This is a genomic window from Plantactinospora solaniradicis (assembly GCF_042658085.1).
GTDB lineage: Bacteria > Actinomycetota > Actinomycetes > Mycobacteriales > Micromonosporaceae > Plantactinospora > Plantactinospora solaniradicis.
Map to the genome: position 1 here is coordinate 847229 of NZ_JBHSPR010000001.1, position 18206 is coordinate 865434.

21 protein-coding genes are annotated in these 18206 nt (G+C 71.9%); 8 read left to right on the plus strand and 13 right to left on the minus strand.

The window, feature by feature from the left end; translation table 11 throughout:
- Positions 1-128 precede the first annotated feature (128 nt).
- From ACFP2T_RS03905 to ACFP2T_RS03915, 3 genes are all read right to left on the minus strand, one after another.
- Entirely contained in the window at positions 129-647 is a 519-nt protein-coding gene (locus ACFP2T_RS03905; RefSeq protein ID WP_377417294.1) for a GNAT family N-acetyltransferase, read from the minus strand.
- Between the two features lie 315 nt (positions 648-962).
- Positions 963-1559 (minus strand): DUF4291 domain-containing protein, encoded by a 597-nt coding sequence (locus ACFP2T_RS03910; RefSeq protein ID WP_377417296.1) that lies wholly within the window; start codon positions 1557-1559, stop codon positions 963-965.
- A 157-nt stretch (positions 1560-1716) separates the two neighbouring features.
- Positions 1717-2556 carry a hypothetical protein gene (locus ACFP2T_RS03915; RefSeq protein ID WP_377417298.1) on the minus strand — a complete coding sequence of 280 codons (840 nt, stop codon included), beginning with the start codon at positions 2554-2556 and terminating at the stop codon, positions 1717-1719.
- A 325-nt stretch (positions 2557-2881) separates the two neighbouring features.
- Between ACFP2T_RS03915 and ACFP2T_RS03920 the strand changes: the two genes are divergently transcribed.
- Complete coding sequence (locus tag ACFP2T_RS03920) at positions 2882-3094, plus strand: hypothetical protein (RefSeq protein WP_377417300.1); 213 nt, start codon at positions 2882-2884, stop codon at positions 3092-3094.
- 66 nt (positions 3095-3160) lie between these two features.
- Here ACFP2T_RS03920 and ACFP2T_RS03925 read toward each other — a convergent pair whose 3' ends face one another.
- The 4 genes from ACFP2T_RS03925 to ACFP2T_RS03940 form a co-directional block, all read right to left on the minus strand.
- Positions 3161-3634 carry a DUF3263 domain-containing protein gene (locus ACFP2T_RS03925; protein WP_377417302.1) on the minus strand — a complete coding sequence of 158 codons (474 nt, stop codon included), beginning with the start codon at positions 3632-3634 and terminating at the stop codon, positions 3161-3163.
- A gap of 176 nt (positions 3635-3810) precedes the next feature.
- On the minus strand, positions 3811-4827 hold the full coding sequence (locus tag ACFP2T_RS03930) for an ABC transporter permease subunit (RefSeq protein ID WP_377417304.1): 1017 nt from the start codon (positions 4825-4827) through the stop codon (positions 3811-3813).
- Entirely contained in the window at positions 4824-5843 is a 1020-nt protein-coding gene (locus ACFP2T_RS03935; RefSeq protein ID WP_377417306.1) for an ATP-binding cassette domain-containing protein, read from the minus strand. The genes ACFP2T_RS03930 and ACFP2T_RS03935 overlap by 4 nt, the downstream gene beginning before the upstream one ends.
- 156 nt (positions 5844-5999) lie before the next feature.
- Positions 6000-6785, minus strand: a complete 786-nt coding sequence (locus ACFP2T_RS03940) for a DeoR/GlpR family DNA-binding transcription regulator (RefSeq protein ID WP_377417308.1) — start codon at positions 6783-6785, stop codon at positions 6000-6002.
- A 226-nt stretch (positions 6786-7011) separates the two neighbouring features.
- Between ACFP2T_RS03940 and ACFP2T_RS03945 the strand changes: the two genes are divergently transcribed.
- The 3 genes from ACFP2T_RS03945 to nagA all read left to right on the plus strand — a co-directional run bounded on the left by ACFP2T_RS03945 (position 7012) and on the right by nagA (position 10036).
- Positions 7012-7941, plus strand: a complete 930-nt coding sequence (locus ACFP2T_RS03945; protein WP_377417310.1) for an SIS domain-containing protein — start codon at positions 7012-7014, stop codon at positions 7939-7941.
- Positions 7942-8009: 68 nt separating this feature from the next.
- Positions 8010-8918 (plus strand): ROK family protein, encoded by a 909-nt coding sequence (locus ACFP2T_RS03950; RefSeq protein WP_377417897.1) that lies wholly within the window; start codon positions 8010-8012, stop codon positions 8916-8918.
- Positions 8915-10036 carry an N-acetylglucosamine-6-phosphate deacetylase gene (gene nagA / locus ACFP2T_RS03955; protein WP_377417312.1) on the plus strand — a complete coding sequence of 374 codons (1122 nt, stop codon included), beginning with the start codon at positions 8915-8917 and terminating at the stop codon, positions 10034-10036. The genes ACFP2T_RS03950 and nagA overlap by 4 nt, the downstream gene beginning before the upstream one ends.
- A 62-nt stretch (positions 10037-10098) precedes the next feature.
- Here the strand turns inward: nagA and ACFP2T_RS03960 are convergent, their stop codons facing one another.
- Together ACFP2T_RS03960 and ACFP2T_RS03965 are read right to left on the minus strand one after the other, a co-directional pair.
- Positions 10099-10473, minus strand: a complete 375-nt coding sequence (locus ACFP2T_RS03960; protein WP_377417314.1) for a type II toxin-antitoxin system VapC family toxin — start codon at positions 10471-10473, stop codon at positions 10099-10101.
- The gene (locus ACFP2T_RS03965) at positions 10470-10727 is read right to left on the minus strand and encodes a type II toxin-antitoxin system Phd/YefM family antitoxin (protein WP_377417316.1); all 258 of its coding nucleotides are present in this window, start codon (positions 10725-10727) and stop codon (positions 10470-10472) included. Before ACFP2T_RS03965 ends, ACFP2T_RS03960 begins: the two co-directional genes overlap by 4 nt.
- A gap of 174 nt (positions 10728-10901) precedes the next feature.
- Here ACFP2T_RS03965 and ACFP2T_RS03970 point away from each other — a divergent pair, with 174 nt between their 5' ends.
- Together ACFP2T_RS03970 and ACFP2T_RS03975 are read left to right on the plus strand one after the other, a co-directional pair.
- A complete protein-coding gene (locus ACFP2T_RS03970) occupies positions 10902-11411 on the plus strand; it encodes a SigE family RNA polymerase sigma factor (protein WP_377417899.1) in 510 nt (169 codons plus the stop codon).
- Positions 11404-12798 carry a sialidase family protein gene (locus ACFP2T_RS03975; protein WP_377417318.1) on the plus strand — a complete coding sequence of 465 codons (1395 nt, stop codon included), beginning with the start codon at positions 11404-11406 and terminating at the stop codon, positions 12796-12798. The genes ACFP2T_RS03970 and ACFP2T_RS03975 overlap by 8 nt, the downstream gene beginning before the upstream one ends.
- A 229-nt stretch (positions 12799-13027) precedes the next feature.
- On the opposite strand, the gene ACFP2T_RS03980 is transcribed toward ACFP2T_RS03975, so the two are convergent.
- Entirely contained in the window at positions 13028-13159 is a 132-nt protein-coding gene (locus ACFP2T_RS03980) for a hypothetical protein (protein ID WP_377417320.1), read from the minus strand.
- Between the two features lie 16 nt (positions 13160-13175).
- On the opposite strand from ACFP2T_RS03980, the gene ACFP2T_RS03985 reads away from it, so the two are divergent.
- On the plus strand, positions 13176-14078 hold the full coding sequence (locus ACFP2T_RS03985; RefSeq protein WP_377417322.1) for a type I restriction-modification enzyme R subunit C-terminal domain-containing protein: 903 nt from the start codon (positions 13176-13178) through the stop codon (positions 14076-14078).
- 117 nt (positions 14079-14195) lie between these two features.
- Here ACFP2T_RS03985 and ACFP2T_RS03990 read toward each other — a convergent pair whose 3' ends face one another.
- Positions 14196-15350 carry an EI24 domain-containing protein gene (locus ACFP2T_RS03990; protein ID WP_377417324.1) on the minus strand — a complete coding sequence of 385 codons (1155 nt, stop codon included), beginning with the start codon at positions 15348-15350 and terminating at the stop codon, positions 14196-14198.
- A 338-nt stretch (positions 15351-15688) separates the two neighbouring features.
- On the opposite strand from ACFP2T_RS03990, the gene ACFP2T_RS03995 reads away from it, so the two are divergent.
- Positions 15689-16468 (plus strand): DUF3105 domain-containing protein, encoded by a 780-nt coding sequence (locus ACFP2T_RS03995; RefSeq protein ID WP_377417326.1) that lies wholly within the window; start codon positions 15689-15691, stop codon positions 16466-16468.
- Between the two features lie 67 nt (positions 16469-16535).
- Here ACFP2T_RS03995 and ACFP2T_RS04000 read toward each other — a convergent pair whose 3' ends face one another.
- A complete protein-coding gene (locus tag ACFP2T_RS04000) occupies positions 16536-16811 on the minus strand; it encodes a hypothetical protein (protein ID WP_377417328.1) in 276 nt (91 codons plus the stop codon).
- 97 nt (positions 16812-16908) lie between these two features.
- Positions 16909-18201, minus strand: coding sequence for an APC family permease (locus ACFP2T_RS04005; protein ID WP_377417331.1), 1293 nt, complete (start codon positions 18199-18201; stop codon positions 16909-16911).
- Positions 18202-18206: the final 5 nt, after the last annotated feature.

Here is an 18206-nt window from a genome sequence, read left to right on the forward strand (position 1 = left end):
ACCATCGCCGTCGATCCGCTACGCGGTGGAGGCGCCCCCGAACGAGAGCCGGCCGGGGGCCGTGGACGACAGTCGGCCGGGGCCGTGGACGGCGGTCGGCCGGGGGCCGTCGGAACCCGGCTCGATCGTCACCAGGCGCCGGCCACGTCCTCGTTGACCCCGAGCCGGATCTCCGCGCGGACCGCCGTACCGTCCGGTCCCAGCACCGCGCCACAGCGGCGCAGCAGGTTGAGTGCCGGAAGGTTGTCGGCGCGGGTCTCGGCCACCACCATCCGGGCCCCGGCCTGGATCGCCTCGGCGAGCAGCAGGCGTAACGCGATCAGTCCGATGCCCTGCCCCCGGGTCGACTTGCCGAGCCACATTCCCGTCTCCAGCGTGCCCGGTTCGGCGTGCCGCCCCAGCCTGGCCATCCCCACCACGTCGCCGTCCTGCACGATCGCGTACATCAGGTTGCCCCTCGGCCCGTCCAACCCGGCGTAGTTCTCCCGGTGGAACGCCCGGAACGCGTCGCGCCGGGCCTGCGACCAGCCGGCCGGAGCCTCGACCGGCGGCATCACCTCGTCGGGCTCGGTCTCGGCGACCGCCACCGACAGTAATGGCTCCAGATTCTGCTCGTCTACCGGCGTCAGCCGGACCTCACGGGTCACGAACCGATGTTTCTCGCCCGGCCGACGCCGCGTCCACCGGTTTGGCAGACCCGCTCCGTTCGGGCCACGCCTTTCAACCGGGTGTCCACCTCGCTGACTGGCTGGTCGTACCGCAACGACGCCGCCCGGTTTCTCCGCCGAGGCCGCCCGGTGCCGGGTACGACCCCGGCCGGCGTGCCGGGGCCGCCTTTCGGCAGGCGACGGTCCCGTCGGTCAGACTCGGGGACCGCAGGCCGCCCGCCCCCCGCGCCGGGTGCGAGTTCCCCGACTCCGCGCGGACCCGACGGGGGGCGGCGCCGCTGCGAACCCACGCGGTCAGGAGGCGCCGATGCTCGTCGCGATCTCCTCCGGCAGCGGGTACGGCCGCTCGCCGGGGAGCAGGGCGGTGGCGCCAGCCCGGTCGCCGTCCCGCAGCCGACTCCCGACCGCGTACGCGATCGGCGTGACATCGCTGATTCCGACGATCCACTCGTCGACGTACCGCCCGACGGCCTCGCCGCTGAGGCCGACCTGCAACGACCGGTGGGGCAACGGCCTCAGGTCCAGCGAGCGTTCCGGATCCCACTGCACGCGTACCGGGCTTGCCTTGAGTTGTCTCGCCCAGGCCGTACGGCTCTCGTGACGGTCACCGTCGTAGTGGCTCAGGCATGCCCGGCGCAGCGCCCACTCGAACCCGCTACGGGTGATCTCGACCGCCAGCACGTGTTCCTGATCGGGCTTGGCGGCCCACCCACACCGGTACATCATCCAGAGGAAGGACGGCTTGATCCAGGTCATCCGCTCCCGCTTGAACGGCGCCACGAAGCGGCCGTGCGCCAGCGCCGGGCGGGCGATCGACGCCGGATAGGCCTGGTAGACGGTGATCGTCTTCTCGGTGTAGCAGGCCCGGACCTGCCGCAGTGGCACTGACACAAGCCGATCTTCGCTGGCCGATCCGCCACCCGCCACCACGTTTCCGAGCCGCGCGCATGCACTCCGCACCCGAGCCCCGCACCCGAGCCCGGCGTCCGAGCCCGGCGTCCGAGCCCGGCGTCCGAGCCCGGCGTCCGAGCCGGGGCGCCTGCGCCGCTCAGTCCTGCTCGAAGCCGCACAGCACGGCGGTCGCGTCGTCGTACCGCTTGAAACCGGAACGACGCTGGCCGTCCCCGGCCTCGGCGAGCCGGACCCGCCGGATCAGCTCACCTGGCCCGGCCTCGCTGAGCACGTCGAGCAGGCCGCGCCAGTCGAAGAGGCCGAACTGCTCGACCGCGACCGAGGCACCGTCGGTGAGCAGCGCGGCCCGCCGGACCCGGTCCGGTCCGTGCAGCGGCAGGCTGCCGGCGACCGCGTGGTACGCCGCGTCGGGATTCGCGGCGGCGACCCAGTATCCGTGCGTCTGGTTCATCTGCTCCCGTTGCAGCGCCACCGCCCGGCGGAACCGGGTCGCCCGGTCCAGCTCGCCACCTGCGCCGGCCACCGTCAGCGCCTTCTGCCGCAGGTCGGCCATTGCCGTCCGCAACCGGTCGTCGGAGACCACCTGTACCCGCTCGCCACGGTCGAGCACCAGCGGGCTGTCACAGAGCACCAGGTAGTCGATGTGGTCCCCGCCGTACCGGAGCAGGCAGACCGTTGCCGACGGGGTGCCGGGATGGTCCAGGTCGCACCTGCCGCCGTGGTCGGCGCGTACCGCCAGGATCGCCGCAGCCAGGTTGCCGGTGAGCGCGGCGGCGGGCCGATCCGCGGCGGCCAGGCCGATCCGCGCGGCGAGTTGCCGGACGTACCAGACCGGTCCGTGTACGCAGCCGGTGTCGAAGCCGTCCGGCACCGTCGCGCCGTCGAGTACGCCGACCAGTCCGCCGTACCGGAAGACGTGGTCCTCGTTTTCGAGACGGCCCGGCGCGGGCTCGGAGGCCGAGCAGACCCGCATCATCGGCTCGACTCCGGCTGGTCGAGGCCCGGCAGTGTCATGGCGGCTCCCGGCGGTGCGACGGGTCGGTCATCTCCCTGTCTACCGCGAATCGACCTCCGGCCCGCCCCGAATCGACCCGGCCGTCGACGTCCCCGGACCGGTGAGGCTCGAATTCCGCCCGCCGATGTCCGGATCGGGCCGGCCGGCGCTGTCCCGACCGAATCGCCCGATCGAATCGCCCGACCGGGTCGCCCGATCGGGCCAGCCGTATCCCGGCAACCTGGCGCCCCCCGGCTGAGCTGGGCGGTAGCGTCGGTTGCGGGGGGCTTTCGCGAGGGGGAACGCAATGTTGGAGCACCTGCACCGGATGGGCCTGCGCGCCGAGCACATGTACATGGCCGGCGGCGTCAGCATCGGGCTGTCGTTCCTGAGCTGGATGCTGTCGAAACAGATGGAGAACGCCGGGATCGACCGGGCCGACCGGTGGGGGATCTTCATCGGCGAGTGGGCGCCAACCTTCATCGCGCTCGGCAACGGGCTGCGCACCTACGAGAAGTGACCCGGGTTCGGCGGCGCGGAGTCCACGCCGCCGAACCCGGACTCACCCGGCGGGGACCATGACTCCTCAGCGGCGGCGGTTACGGCTCCTGGCCGCTCGCAGTCGGCGCAGCCGGGCGACCAGCATCGGCTCGGCGGCCAGCGCGGCCGGGTTGTCGAGCAGTCCGTTGAGGAGTTGGTAGTACCGGGTCGAGGAGAGATCGAAGGCGTCCCGGATCGCCTGTTCCTTCGCGCCCGCGTGTTTCCACCAGCGCCGCTCGAAGGCCAGGATCTCCCGCTCCCGCTCGGACAGTGCGGGGGCACCGGCCGGCGCCGGCACGGGCGGTTCGGGCGGTTCGTCCGAACCGGAGGCGGGCGCGGAACGGGGCTGCGGTACGTAAGCACCCCGGCCCGGACGTCCGACCACGGCAGCGTCATCGCCCACTTCGCCGTCGGCCGCTTCGTTGTCGCCCACTTCGTGGTCGGCCACATCATTCACTTCGCGGTCGGCCACATCATCGTCGGCCGCGTCGTCGTCGGCCGGAGCAGAGGCGTTCCTCATGGTGCTCCTCCGGGCTGGGTGGCACGACCTGCGAACAGCCACATCAGCCTACCGACGACCCGCCAAGACCGCACCGGCCGCCACCCGGCGACGGCCACTCCAGACCCGCGACGGCCGTCGGGGACGGCGCCCCCCGGCCGCCGCCCCCGACACCCCGCCCCCGATACCGCCCTGACTCAGGTGATGTCCCGGCGGCGCATCGACCAGATCGCAGCCCCGAGCACCAGCACCAGCGAGACGGCGAGCAGGATCGACGAGTTCTGCCAGGTGATGTCGAACGTCGCCGGTCGACACTCACCGCTGAACGACGCCTGGCAGGCGTCGAAGTTCCGCAGGGTGACCTTCTTGTCCATCCAGGCCAGCAGGTACGTCGGCAGCAGCCACACCTCGACGAACTTGACCTGGGCCATGCCCAGCACGATGCCCAGGCCGAACTGTCCGACCACCATCACCCCGAGCACCCCACCGAGGGCGAGCGCGGTGTGCCGGCCCAGCGAGGCCAGCCCGAAGCCGAGCGCCCCGGCCACCAGCACCAGGGTCAGGCCACGCAGCCCGGTCAGGCCGATCGACTGCCAGACTCCGGAGGTCATCCGCTCGGTGCTGCCCCGATAGGTGGCGGTCGCCCAGAACGCCGCCGTCCACGCTGCCGCGGCGACCACGGTCACGCCGAACAGGGCGGAGAGCAGCGCACCGAGCTTGGTCAGCAGCACCCGGATCCGTTGCGGTCGCCAGAGCAGCAGGTTCATCATGCCGCCGGTGCTCCACTCGGCGCCCACGAAGGAGGCGCCGGCGATGAACGCGACCAGGGCGAGGACGGCCGTGAACGCGGTGAGCATGCCGGCGAACTCGTCGCGGAACTCGAAGGTGGCCGGCAGGTGCCACTCGGACCGGAAAACCTCCCGGGGTGGCGGCTGGATCAGCGAGCAGTCCTCGGGGAACGCGCCCTCGGGGGCGTTGCCGGCGGCCTTCGCCTTCTCGCACTCCTGCCGGTGCTGCTGGGCGAACTCGATGTTCTGCTGGTACTCCCGGTCCGCCGCGCGTTCCGCCGAGGCGACCTGGGCGGGCCCGATCTTCTGGTTGGTGAAGAACATGCCGACCGCGACGGCGACCAGCACGAGCAGCCCGGCCAGGGTCAGGTAGCGGACGAACCGCCGCTTGCGGAGCCGGCGCAGTTCCGTGGTGTAGAGGTTCACACTCCCCACCCCCCGGCGGCGGAGTCGGACGAGGCGGATCCGGCAGGTCCGTCGAGCACCACGGACTGGTCCACCTGCCGGTTCTGGCCGGGTACCGGAGTGGTGCCGGTCAGTTCCAGGAAGACGCTCTCCAGGTCGACCTCCACCGGGGCCAGCTCGCTGATGAACAGGTCGGCGCCGGCGAGCGTACGGGTGACGGCGGAGGGCTTGTCCACGCCGTACACCAGCAGGTGGTCGTCCTGCATGGTGATCCGCGCACCGGACCGGGTGAGCAGGTCGGCGGCGGCCGGCAGGTCGGTGACCGCCTCCAGCCGGACCCGCAGGCCACCGCCGGAGTGTTGGGCCAGCACCGCGGAGACCGGGCCGAAGGCGACCCGGCGCCCCAGCGAGATGATGGTGACGGAGTCGCAGATCAACTGCACCTCGCCGAGGATGTGGCTGGAGAGCACCACCGTCATCCCGGAGGAGGCGAGGTTGCGCATCAACGTGCGCATCTCCCGGATCCCGCCCGGGTCGAGCCCGTTGGCCGGCTCGTCGAGGATCAGGAGCTTCGGCTCCTTCAGCAGGGCGGAGGCGACGGCGAGCCGCTGCTTCATGCCCAGCGAGTAGGTCTTGACCCGGTCCTTGGCCCGCTCGCGCAGGCCGACCAGTTCCAGTACCTCCGTCACCCGGCGCTCGGGCACCCCGCCGGCACCGGTCAGCAGCGAGAGGGTGTCCCGGGCGGAGAAGTGCGGGAAGAACTGAGGGCTCTCCACGATCGCGCCGACCTGGCGGGCGACCGTGGGCAGCGCCGCCGGGACCTCCTGACCGAGGATCGCCATCCGGCCGCCGTTCGGACGGATCAGCCCGAGCAGCGTACGCAGCGTGGTGGTCTTGCCCGACCCGTTCGGGCCGAGGAAGCCGTGCACCTGGCCCGCCTCGACCCGCATGTCGAAGCCGTCCAGCGCACGCCGGGTCCCCCGACGTCTACTCCGGTAGGTCTTCTGCAGACCCTCGATCTCAAGTACGGCAGCCATATCGGCCTCTCTCCTCATGTCCGATATCGGCGACACCGTACCACCGCTTTGCACGCTACCGCGTTATACGCGCTACCGGCGCGTCGAAGGGCCAGAGGTGTTAGGAGGGGGCCCTTCTTATACAGAAAGCGATAACAAGGGGCCCTTCCTTACATCTCAGGCGCAGACGACGGTGACGCCGGCGTCCCGGAACGACTGCACGGTGGCCGGGTCGGCGCCGGAGTCGGTGACCAGGGTTTCGATCCGTTCGATCGGGCAGATCCGGGCGAAGGCGTGCCCGCCGAGCTTGGACGAGTCGGCGATGATGACGACCCGCTTCGCGCGGGCGACCATCAGGTTGTTCATCGACGCCTCGCCCTCGTGGTGCGCCGCCGCGCCGAGCTGTACGTCGATGGCGTCCACCCCGAGCAGCGCCACGTCGAGGGTGACCTCGCGGAGCAGGGCCCCGCCGAGCGGGCCGACCAGTTCGAACGACTGTGGCCGGACCACCCCGCCGGCCACCACGATCTTCATCCGGGACCGGACCAGCAACTCGTTGGCGATGTTCAGCGCGTTCGTCACCACGGTCAACTGGGCGCCGTCGGCGCTGCTGTTCAGGTCCGGCCGGACGGCCAGCGCCCGCGCCACCTCGGTGGTGGTGGTGCCGCCGTTGAGTCCGACCACCATGCCCGGGGAGACCAGCGCGGCGGCGGCGGTGCCGATCCGCTGCTTCTCGGCCGAGTGCTTGGCCGTCTTGTAGCGCAGCGGCAGGTCGTACGAGACGCCGTTGGCCACCGCCCCGCCCCGGGTACGCGTGATCATCTGCTGCTGGGCGAGTTGGTCGAAGTCACGCCGGATGGTCGCCTGCGAGACGTCCAGGCGGGCCGCCGCGTCCTCCACGCTGACCCGGCCCGAGTCGGTCAGCAGTTCGAGCAGGGCGTTCCATCTCGCGTACCGGTCCACCGCGAACCCTCCAGGTGCGTACGGTGACGAATTGCGTGCACAATAGTGCGCGAAACGCCCGGCCGCAAAACTCTGCTCTGCGCGAAGCTGCACGCGGTTGCCACAAGCGCGGGTTTTCGCGCAGAATGGCGCGCGAAAGACCGTTAAATTGAGCCGTATTGCGCAGGCCGTACCGCGCCCCAGCGGTGCCCTGCCGGTGCGGGAATCTCGCCCGCGAGGAGCTGCGATGGGCCACGTCGACGCGGAGATCAGCAGTCAGCCCGAATGCTGGCGGCAGGCCGCCGCACTGGCCGCCGGATCCACCGCCGTCCTACCCCGGCCCGGCGAGCGGGTCGCGGTGATCGGCTGCGGCACCTCCTGGTTCATAGCGATGGCGTACGCCGCACTGCGCGAGCGCGCCGGTCAGGGCGAGACCGACGCCTTCCAGGCCTCCGAGTTTCCGCTCGACCGCCCCTACGACCGGGTGGTGGCGATCACCCGGTCCGGCACCACCACCGAGGTCCTCGACGTACTCGGTGCCCTGCCCGGACGGCGGCCCAGCACCGTGATCGTCGGCGATCCCGGCTCCCCCGCCGTGGCCCTCGCCGGGGACACCGTGGCGATGCCGTTCGCCGACGAACGCTCCGTGGTGCAGACCCGCTTCGCGACCAGCGCCCTCGCGCTGCTCCGGGCCCACCTCGGCACCGACATCAGCGCCCTGGCCGCCGACGCGGAGGTCGCGGTACGCGCCCCGCTGCCGTTCGACCCGGCCCGGGTCGAACAGATCACCTTCCTCGGCCGGGGCTGGACCGTCGGCATCGCCTACGAGGCCGCCCTCAAGTGCCGCGAGGCGGCCACCGCCTGGGCCGAGGCGTACCCGGCGATGGACTACCGGCACGGGCCGATCTCGATCGCCGCGCCGGGCCGGGTGGTCTGGGCGTTCGGCGAGATCCCGGACGGGCTGGCCGAGGACATCGCGGCGACCGGGGCGGCGTTCGTGCACAGCCGGACCAACGGCGTACACGCGGTGATCGGCGGCTGGGCCACCGGCCGGCCGCCACTGGACCCGATGGCCGACCTGATCCTGGCCCAGCGCTTCGCGGTGGCCCTCGCCACCGGGCGCGGGCTGGACCCGGACGCGCCCCGGCACCTGAGCCGGTCCGTGGTGCTGGCGTGACCGACGCCGTCCCACCGGTCAGCGATACCACCTTCCCGGTCACCGGGGGCGGTGACCGGACCGGCGAGGTGGTCGTCGCGCTCGACGTCGGCGGAACCGGGATGAAGTGCGCCCTGGTCCGGCCGGACGGCACGACCGAACTCACCGAGCGGCACCACACCCGGGCCGAGCGCGGTCCCGCAGCCGTGGTCGAGAGCATCCTCGACGTCGCCGAGGGACTCACCGGGAAGGCCCGAGCCGGCGGGCTGACCCCGGTCGCGGTCGGCCTGGCCGTTCCCGGAGTGGTCGACGAGGCCACCGGCAGCGCCGTCTGGTCGGCGAACCTGGGCTTCCGGGACGTACCCCTGCGGGAACTGGTCAAGGCGCGGCTCGGCCTGCCGGCGGCACTCGGCCACGACGTACGGGCCGGCGGGATCGCGGAGGCCCGGCTCGGCGCCGGACGGGGTACCCGGCACGTGCTCTTCGTCGCGATCGGCACCGGCATCGCCGCCGCGCAGGTGATCGACGGGTCGGCCTTCGCGGGCGCGCACGGCGCCGCCGGCGAACTGGGCCATGTCGTCGTACGCCCGGAGGGGCCGCACTGCGGCTGCGGCCGGCTCGGCTGCCTGGAAGCGGTGGCCTCGGCCGCCGCCGTCGGACGGCGCTACACCGCGCTGAGCGGGATCCCCGCGACCGCCGCCGAGGTGGTCACCCGGGCGACCGCCGGCGAGGCGACCGCCGGCCGGGTGTGGCGGGAGACGATCGAGGCCCTGGCCGACGGGCTGGCCATCGCCCAGGCGCTGTACGACACCGAGGTCGTCGTGCTCGGCGGCGGACTGGCCGAGGCCGGTGCCGACCTGCTCGACCCGCTCGGGGTCGCGCTACGGCAGCGACTGACCTTCCAGACCGAACCCAGACTGCTGCGCGCGGCGCTCGGCGACGAGGCCGGCTGCCTCGGCGCCGCCCTGCTCGCCCTCGACACCCTGGAGAAGACGTGACCGTTCGGGTTGTTGGCAAGGTGGTAACTCCGACCGGGGTCATCCGGCAGGGTTGCGTGGAACTCGACGGCGACCGGATCTCCGCCGTCGCCGAGTACCCGTCGATCCGGGACGGACACTGGATCGTCCCCGGCTTCGTGGACATCCACACCCACGGCGGCGGCGGGCACACCTTCACCACCGGCGACGCCGACGCGGCCCGGGGCGCCGCCGCGTTCCACCTCGCACACGGCACCACCAGCCTGCTGGCCAGCCTGGTCAGTTCGCCGTACGAGCTGATCCGGGACGCCACGTCGGCGTACGCCCCGCTGGTCAAGGAGGGCGTGCTGGCCGGCGTCCACTACGAGGGGCCGTACCTGTCGGCGGTGCGCTGCGGGGCGCAGAATCCGGAGTTCCTCCGCGACCCGTCGCTCGAGGAACTGTCCGAACTGCTCGCGCTCGGCGACGGCACCATCCGGATGGTCACCCTCGCCCCGGAGTTGCCGGGCGCGCTGGCCGCGATCGAACTCCTCGTCTCCCGGCGGGTGGTGGCGGCGCTCGGCCACACCGACGCCACGTACGAGGAGGCCACCGCCGGGGTGATTGCCGGCGCGACCGTGGCCACCCACCTGTTCAACGGCATGCGCGGGCCGCACCACCGTGAACCCGGCCCGGTGTTCGCCCTGCTCGGATCGCCCAATGTGTTCTGTGAGCTGGTCGCCGACGGGATACACCTGCACCAGGGAACGCTCGCCTTCGCGGCGGGGGTGGCCGGTGCTGACCGGGCCGTGCTGATCACCGACGCGATGGCCGCGGCCGGAATGCCGGACGGCAAGTACGAGTTGGGCGGACAGCCGGTAGTGGTCGCCGACGGCACCGTCCGACTGGCCACTTCGGACTCCTCGCCGGGCGCGATCGCCGGCAGCACCCTCACGATGGACGCCGCGCTGCGCCAGGCGGTGGCGGCGGGCATCCCGATGGTGGACGCCTGCCGGATGGCCGCCGGCACACCGGCCCGGGCGATCGGGCTCGGGGGCCGGGTCGGCGCCCTGATGCCCGGCTGGCGGGCCGACCTGGTGGTGCTCGACGACGACCTGAACGTGACCCGGGTGATGCGCGCCGGAGAGTGGATCGAGTAAGCGGACGGACGGAGGGACGACCACGAGGCGGCCGCCCGATGGCTCCAGGGCAGCGGTGCCGGTCAGGCCACGAGGATGGGAACGTCGTACTTCCGCACCTCGGGGTCGCGGCTGACGAGGGTCAGGTTTTCGCATCGCGCCTGGGCCACCAGGATGCGGTCGAAGGGATCGCGATGTATCGGCGGCAGCCGGCCGGCGACGATCGCGTGATCGGAGCTGACAGGCAACTCCCGGAAGCCGCTGTCCCTGATCCGTTCCGGTAGGTCGGCCGGTTCCTTGAGCTTGCCGATCGACTGCTTGATGGCAGCCTCCCAGACGCTGGCGGCACTCACATGCACGTCCGGCTCGTGGTCCAGTCGCTCCTTGAGTTCATCGGAGAGGGTGGGGTCGTCAGCCAGCCACCAGATCACGACATGGGTATCCAGGAGCAGGCTCACCCGGTCATCCCGAATTCATCAGCGATGGCCTCGTTCACCTCGGGTGCGTCCCAGTCCTCCGCCACTACGAGGCGACCGCGCAGCGAGCCACGGCCGGCACGATTCACCCGCTTGATCAGCGGAACGACCTTTGCGACCGGGGTCCCCGCACGGCTGATGATGATCTCCTCGCCGTGTTCGACCCGGTCGATGATGCGCGAGAGGTTTGTCTTGGCATCGTGGATATTGAACTGGGCGGCGGCGTCGCTCGACATGACTCCTCCTTAGCTAGGAGGTTAGTCCACTACTCCCCGATGCGACAACCACAACTGCTGATCTGAGCCCGACTGCTCCCCGGTTCGGGTGCCACCTGAAGTGATCTCCGGTGCGGATGTCACCTGCCCCTGCCGCCCGGAGTCGTTCCATTGACATCGAGCACGGGCAGGGGAGTGCCATTGAACCGGGACCTGGATCTGCGCGAGATATACGCCGCCTCGGCCGGCCGGCTGGTCGCCCAGCTTTACGGAATAACCGGCGACTTCGCCGAGGCACAGGATGCCGTACAGGAGGCTTTCGCCAAGGCGCTGGCCCGGCGTAGCCGGCTGCGCGGGGTGGACAATCCGGAGGCCTGGCTGCGCCGGGTGGCGATGAACGTCGCCCGGTCCCGCCACCGCCGCCGGATGCTGTTCGACCGGATCGTCCGCTCGGGCCGGCTGCGGCCGGTCGACGCCGTACCGGCGATCTCACCCGACCACGTCGCGCTCGTCGCCGCCCTGCAACGGTTGCCGCGCGCCATCCGGGAGACCGTCGTACTGCACCACATCGGAGACCTCCCGGTCATCGAGGTAGCCAACGTCCTCGGTTGCAGCGTGGAGAGCGTCAAGACCCGGCTCGTCCGTGGGCGCCGGACGCTCGCCGAGCACCTTCAGGACACCGAAAGGGAGAAGAACCATGCCTGACCGCGAACGCACGGACGTCGACCCCGCTGTCTTCGACTTCGAGAGTTTCACCGCCGAGGCGCGGCATGCCTTCAAACCACACTTCGCCGACGTGGTACAACGAGCCGGCCGTCGTCGCGGCGCCGCCCGCGCGGCCGGTGCCGCCATCGTCGCGGTCGGCGTCGCCGCCGGTGGGGGCACCACCCTCGCTCTGAGCGGCGCTGGCGGACCTGGGCCGACGCCGAGCGCCAGCCCGTGGGCGACCCACCCACCGGTGTCCGGCTCGTCGCGGACGCCGGCCCCGCAGCCGAGTTACACCGAGGTCGCTCCCGGAAGTTACGACGTGACGGAGCCCGACGTACCGCTCACCGGGCTGTGGACCGAGTTGCAAGCCGGTGACCTCGACCATCTCTACCTGGAGTACCAGGACTGTGAGGGCGACAACTGCACCCGCATGATCGCGGCCAGCGCCGACCGTGGACGTACCTGGCGCAAGCTGAGGATGCCCGCCGGCCTGGCCACCGATCCGAAGTCCAGATCGATGGTCGCGGTGCACGGCAAAGCCCTGGTGGCACGCGACGCACGGGACCGGCAGTCCCGCTATTCGCCCGCGACCTACTGGACCAGCACGGACGGCGGGGTCACATGGCGTCAGCCGAAGGTACGGGATGTCGACGCGCTGCCCGTCGGCTGGCCGCTCCTCGAGGAGTGGGACGCCCTGGCGGCCTTCGACCCGGCGACCGGCAACATCGCGCGCATCACAAGCGAACTGGACGACATGAGGCCCAATCCCGACGGAACCTTCACGGGCACTCGCAAGGGGCCGGATGCCGCCCCGCCGTTGCGGGTGCCGACCAGCGCGGGCATCTGGAGAACCGCCATCGAGCGCACGCCCATACCGAGCCCGCGGCCGACGGGCTTCCAGCCCGACAGTTGGGTCGTCGTGATGGTCAGCCGGGACGGCGGACGGACCTGGGAAAAGCACCGGATTCCCGAGGTGCTCTATAAGAGGGAGGGGGGCGGTATCAGTCCCGGCGGCATGCACTTGACGACCGCCGACGGTGAAACCCTCTACGCGATCGAGGAGCGCGGCGACAGCGTGCAACTGCACGTCAGCACCGACGGCGCGGCGACCTGGCGGACCGGGGCGTTGGTCGACCTCGACGGGCCGCTTCTCTCCCTGCTGCCGACCGCCGACGGTGCAGTGATCATCGAGAGTGCGACCGACACGTTCCGGAGCACCGACCAGGCGCAGACGTTCACCAGGGTCGGCCCGTCGCTCGGCGCCCGGGCCTATCCGGTCCCGGGCGGCGGCTACGCGATCCCGACCAACAACAACGAGGTCAGCCTCTGGCTCTCGCCGGACGGTGCCAACTGGACATACGTGCCCCGGCCCGACGTGCCCTGACCTCGACCCAGACTGCCGCGTCCCGAGTCCCCCTCGGGGCGCGGCGCTCGGGTTCACCGCCCAGGGGCAGGGACCGTCTACCAGGGGCCCCGGTTGGGCGTACGTAGCGGCGCCGAGGCGGGCGGGGTCGACCGTCGGCTGCCCGGACAGCCGGCGACCGGAGCCCTGCACCCGCCCCGGGCCCTTTTCCGCTTCCGGCCGCCGTGTCCCACGGCGACCAAAAGAGGCTCTAGCTGGTCGCGCCGGTCAGCCGATCGGTGTACGACGCCAGCGCGCCGGCCGTCTCGGTCAGGCTGCCCGTCATCAGGCCGAGTTGTTCGGCGGCCCGGGACCACTGCGAATACTTCGTCGACTTCGCCAACTGGCGGATTTTCAGCATGGAGGCGGCCGACCGGCTCACCCACGAGCTGGCCGGCCTGCCGAGCGAGGTCAAGGACGACGGCGAGGAGGCCAAGCGGTTCGACCTGATCATCCTGCGGCTCCAGCGGGACGTGATCATCGGATCCGGCCGGCAATTCGCCAAGCTCCGCGCCGAGGTGCAAGAGATCGCGTCAGCGCTGCTGGAGCAGACCACTATCCCCGCCATCCGCGCCGAGGTGCGGCTGCTTGACGAGGTGGCCGCCGACGAATGGTGGCAGGACGTCACGCTGCCGATGCTCGAACTCGCCCGCCGACGGATCCGCAACCTCGTCCGGCTGGTGCCGAAGGCGAAGCGCGCCGTTATCTACACCGACTTTTCCGACCAGCTCGACAGCATCACCGAGCTGGAGTTCGTCGGGGTGACCGTCGGCACCGACCGAGAGCGGTTCCGCGAGAGAGTACGGGTCTACCTGCGTACCCACTCCGACCACGTCGCCCTCCGGAAGTTGCGGCGCAACCGGCAACTGACCAGCACCGACCTGGCCGAGCTGGAGCGGATGCTCGCCGAGAGCGGCGTCGGCGACAAGCAGGACCTGGACCAGGCACGGCGGGCCTCCGAAGGACTCGGCGTCTTCGTCCGTAGCCTGGTCGGGCTCGACCGGGAAGCGGCCCGGGAGGCGTTCGGCGAGTTCGTCACCGGCCGTACGCTGAACGCCGCCCAACTCGACTTCGTCAACCTGATGATCGGTGACCTGACCGCGAACGGCGTGATGAAAGCGGAGCGTCTCTACGAGTCCCCGTACACCGGGGTTGCGCCACATGGGCCTGAGACGCTGTTCGGATCGGACGAGGTGGACGAGCTGATCACCATCGTCAACTCGGTCCGGGCGAGGGCGGTCCCGGCGACCGAGGTCGCGTAGTCCGCCGCCCCCGAGGTACTGCACGCCGCCAGCACCGCCACCTCTGCTCAGGGACGCCGCAACGGTGGTCGAGGCGGAATCCCGTCACCGCGAGGCTTCGCGTCATGATTGGGGGGCCTACCAGGATGGGAACCCGGTGCCGGCCGGCGGTAGCGCGGGTGGCGTCGGTCCGGCGGCCACGGGCTGGCGCGGTAGCTCGTCGGCCCCGCGCATCCGGTGGTGCAACAGCACCGCACCGGTGAAGACCATCGGGGCGACGAGGGCCCGCAACGGGGTGAACGGCAGGCTGAGCGCCAGGACGCTGGTGGCACCGAACCCGATCACGCTGGCCCGGTGCCGGCAGACCACCCGAAGCTGGCCCCGGAACGTCGAAACGCCGTGGTGCTGCAACGGAATCGACAGCAGCAGCAGCCCGACGAGGAAGCCGTTGAAGACCACCACCGCGCTGAACGCCGCCAGCAGGTTGACGCCGGGGATCAGCAGCAGCGGCGCGAGCAGCAGCCAGCCGAGTTGCAGCACCAGCGTGACCAGCACGGCCTGCCGGACCGCCACCAGGCAGGCCCGCCACAGCGGCGGCGCCTTCCGCACGCTGGCACCGGTCGCCGTGGCGCCGGTCGCCGTGGGATCGGGCGCCGTGCCGCCGAGCCTGCGTTCGAGCCGGCGGGCGAGCAGGACGTAGCACGGCGCACCGAGCACGATGCTCAGCGGCAGGACGAGGTAGCCCAGGGCGGCGTGTACGGCGAGGCGGGCGCCCCACATCAGAACGCTGTCGAGAGTCCCGCGGATCCACTGTGGCCAGTTCTCCGCGAAGGATGTCACCCAGTGCACCAGCACCTCGGCGGTGGCCTCCATCGCGTGCATGATGCCGAACATCGCCAGCGCCAGCAGGACGAGCGGTGCCAGCGCGTAGAGCCAGAGCATCGGGCTCGTGAGGAAGCGGGCCAGGCCACGCCAGAAGCAGCCGATGCCGGCGAAGAAGTTCACGATGGGGCGGGTGCCACGGTAGGCGGCCGTACGGGCCGTCCGGGCCGCCCCGGTGGCGATGGCTCGGCCGGCCTGGCGGACCGCCTCGGCGTTCGGTGACGGCACCTGCCGGGGAATCCACTGCCGGTGCGGGCCGGCCGGGGTGGGTTCCACCGGCGCCAGCGCCGAGGCCTCCGGCGCCGCGACGTGGTGGGGAACAAAACCCGCCAGCGGTACGGAGGGATCGGCGGGATTGGTGGGCCGTGCCGGTCGGGTCGGGATGGGAGGTGCCGGCTCCGGCGCACGCATCTGCCTCGATGACCTTCCGTCTCTCGGGAAGCCCTACCGGTCGAGGACGAACGCCGAAGGCGGCGGTGTCGACGGACCACCGGTCCCGGGTACCGGCGCAGTGTAGTTCCGAGCCGGACAACGCGGGGGACTGCTCGCAATTCGTACCGTGCGAGTTCGACGAACCCCCGACGCGTCCCCGTCCGCGCCTCCGACTCGACCTCCGGTCCTCGATAGGATCGGGCTCCCCGACCCCGGAGGCGTAGGCAGACATGGGCAACCCGGAACCGCCGCAGCCGCAGCAACCCAGCTCGCCGCCGGGACCGCTGCCCCCGCAGCCTGGATACGCACCACCGCCCGTGCCCACGCAGCCTGGATATCCGGCGCCACCGGCACCTCCGCAGCCCGGCTACGGACCGCCGCCGGCACCGCCGCAGGGCTACGGCCCACCCCAGCCCGGGTACGCCCAGCCGCCCGCCCCGGCTCCGGGCTATGGACAGCCGGGTTACGGCCAGCCGGGTTATCCGTACCAGGGCGGGCAGCCGGTGCCACCCGCGCAGCCGGCCCGGCGTACCGGGCTGATCATCGGGATCGTGGCCGGTGGCGTCGCGCTGGTCCTGCTCCTCGTCTGCGGGATCGGTGGCTTCATCTGGTACCGGCAGAGCAACGGCGGAGGTGACGGCGACCTGTCCGCAGTGGTCAACTACCGCGAGACGAACCCGGACGCGCTCTCGGCCACCCACGTCGACGCCCCGGTCAGCTACCCGATGACTCCGCCGGCCGGCGGACCGCACTTCCCGGCCTGGCAGAACTGCAACGGCGACGTCTACACCGCGCCGATCGAGGACGGCAACGCCGTACACAGCCTGGAACACGGCGCCGTGTGGATCACCTACCGGCCGGGCCTGCCCGCGGCCGATGTGGGCAAGCTCAGCACCCGGGTACGCGGGCTGTCGCACATGATGCTGAGCCCGTACCCGGGACAGTCCACGCCGATCTCGCTCCAGGCCTGGGGCTACCAGCTCACTCTCGACGACGCCGACGACGAGGCGATCGGCGCCTTCATCACGGCCTACCGGGTGACGGCCGCGATCGAGCCCGGCGCACCGTGCGGCGGCGGGATCACCACCACCCGGTAGCGGCGGACGGTCGCGCCAGGCGAGCCGGGCGGGCGGCGAGCCGGGCGAGCGGCGGGCCCGGGGCGCGTCACCGCCGGCCGGCCGTTGGCCCAGCCACGCCCTCGGCCTGCCCGGCTGCTGCCGCCCGCCGTCGCCGCCACGAACGCAACGCCAGCCCGATCAGCACCGCGGAGACGACGCCCGGACCACAATGGACCAGCAGTACGCCGGCCAGGCTCGGGCCGCCCCAGTCCTGCCGGTAGGTGGCGGGATCGGTCATGTCGATCACGAACGGCTCGGCGACCGCCCGAACGATCAGATAGAGCCCGAACAGGATTCCGACCACGCGAAGAGCCTTCTTCATGCGGTCGACGGTAGAAGGAGATCCAGGCATCTACATCAACCCGTGGTAGCACCGCCGCCGTCGTACCAGGGTATGTCCTGCCGCTCGGACGGCGGCGTCACCGCGACCCGTTGGCGCCGTCGGAGCGCCGGGCGAACCGGCGGACCGCGTAGCCGAGCGCGCCGACGGCGAGTACGCCGAAACCGGCCAGCACGCTGCCGACCGGCAGGGTGACCGCGAGCAACAGGCAGCCGGCCAGCCCGAGCCCGGCCACCGCCCGGCCCGGCAGCCGTCGCTCCGGGTCGGGGGCGAGGGTCAGCGCGGCGGCGTTGGTGATCGCGTAGTAGACCAGCACGGTACAACTGGAGAAGCCGATCGCGTCCCGTACGTCACCGAGGACGACCACCAGCACCACCACCCCGGCGACGGCCAGCTCGGCCCGGTGCGGCACCCGATGGATCGGATGCACGGCGGCCAGCCCGCCGGGCAGGTCCCGGCGACGGGCCATCGCCAGCGTGGTCCGACCCACCCCGGCGACCAGTGCCAGCAGTACCCCGAGCACCGCCACCGTCGCCGCGGCCCGGACCAGCCAGGCCAGCCCGGTCAGCCCGGAGGCGTCCACCACCTCGGCGAGTGGTGCGGCCGAGCCCGCCAGCCGGGCCGGCCCGAGCACCGCGAGCGCGACCACGGCAAGCCCCAGATAGATCACCAGCACCAGCCCGAGCGCGACCGGTACCGCCCGGGGGATGGTGCGCTCGGGGTCGCGTACCTCCTCGCCGAGGGTGGCGATCCGGGCATATCCGGCGAACGCGAAGAAGAGCAGCCCGGCGGCGGTGAGCACGCCGACGCCCGGGGCGGCACCGACCCCCGGGACGGCACCGGCCGCCTCGCCGAGCCGCGCCGGCCGGAACTCCCCACCGAAGAGCCCCACCAGCGCCACCAGGACCAGGACGGCCAGCGTCACCGCCACCAGCCACCGGGTGACCCTGGCCGTCTTCTGCACACCCCGCAGGTTCACCCCGGTCACCGCCAGCACGGCGGCCACCGCGACCGGCCGGGCGTACCCGGGCCACAGGTACGCCCCGATGGTCAGCGCCATCGCCGCGCAGCTCGCCGTCTTGCCGACCACGAAGCCCCAGCCGGCGAGGAACCCGGCGAACGGGCCGAGCCGTTCCCGGCCGTAGACGTAGGTGCCGCCGGACTCCGGATACCGGGCGGCGAGCCGGGCCGAACTGGTGGCGTTGCAGAAGGCGACCAGGCCGGCGACGGCGAGCGCGACCAGCAGGCCCGACCCGCTGCCGGCGGCGGCGGTCGCCGGGCCGAAGACCACGAAGACCCCAGCACCGAGCATCGACCCGAGGCCGATGACGACCGCATCGGGTACGCCCAGCCGGCGCTCCAACGTCTCCATCCGCC

Bases quoted from the DNA above. Each gene is read 5' to 3' on its own strand.
- ACFP2T_RS03915 (WP_377417298.1), bottom strand. From the start codon at position 2,556: ATGATGCGGGTCTGCTCGGCCTCCGAGCCCGCGCCGGGCCGTCTCGAA.
- ACFP2T_RS03920 (WP_377417300.1), top strand. From the start codon at position 2,882: ATGTTGGAGCACCTGCACCGGATGGGCCTGCGCGCCGAGCACATGTAC.
- ACFP2T_RS03925 (WP_377417302.1), bottom strand. From the start codon at position 3,634: ATGAGGAACGCCTCTGCTCCGGCCGACGACGACGCGGCCGACGATGAT.
- ACFP2T_RS03935 (WP_377417306.1), bottom strand. From the start codon at position 5,843: ATGGCTGCCGTACTTGAGATCGAGGGTCTGCAGAAGACCTACCGGAGT.
- ACFP2T_RS03945 (WP_377417310.1), top strand. From the start codon at position 7,012: ATGGGCCACGTCGACGCGGAGATCAGCAGTCAGCCCGAATGCTGGCGG.
- ACFP2T_RS03965 (WP_377417316.1), bottom strand. From the start codon at position 10,727: ATGTCGAGCGACGCCGCCGCCCAGTTCAATATCCACGATGCCAAGACA.
- ACFP2T_RS03975 (WP_377417318.1), top strand. From the start codon at position 11,404: ATGCCTGACCGCGAACGCACGGACGTCGACCCCGCTGTCTTCGACTTC.
- ACFP2T_RS03985 (WP_377417322.1), top strand. From the start codon at position 13,176: ATGGAGGCGGCCGACCGGCTCACCCACGAGCTGGCCGGCCTGCCGAGC.
- ACFP2T_RS03990 (WP_377417324.1), bottom strand. From the start codon at position 15,350: ATGCGTGCGCCGGAGCCGGCACCTCCCATCCCGACCCGACCGGCACGG.
- ACFP2T_RS04000 (WP_377417328.1), bottom strand. From the start codon at position 16,811: ATGAAGAAGGCTCTTCGCGTGGTCGGAATCCTGTTCGGGCTCTATCTG.
- ACFP2T_RS04005 (WP_377417331.1), bottom strand. From the start codon at position 18,201: ATGGAGACGTTGGAGCGCCGGCTGGGCGTACCCGATGCGGTCGTCATC.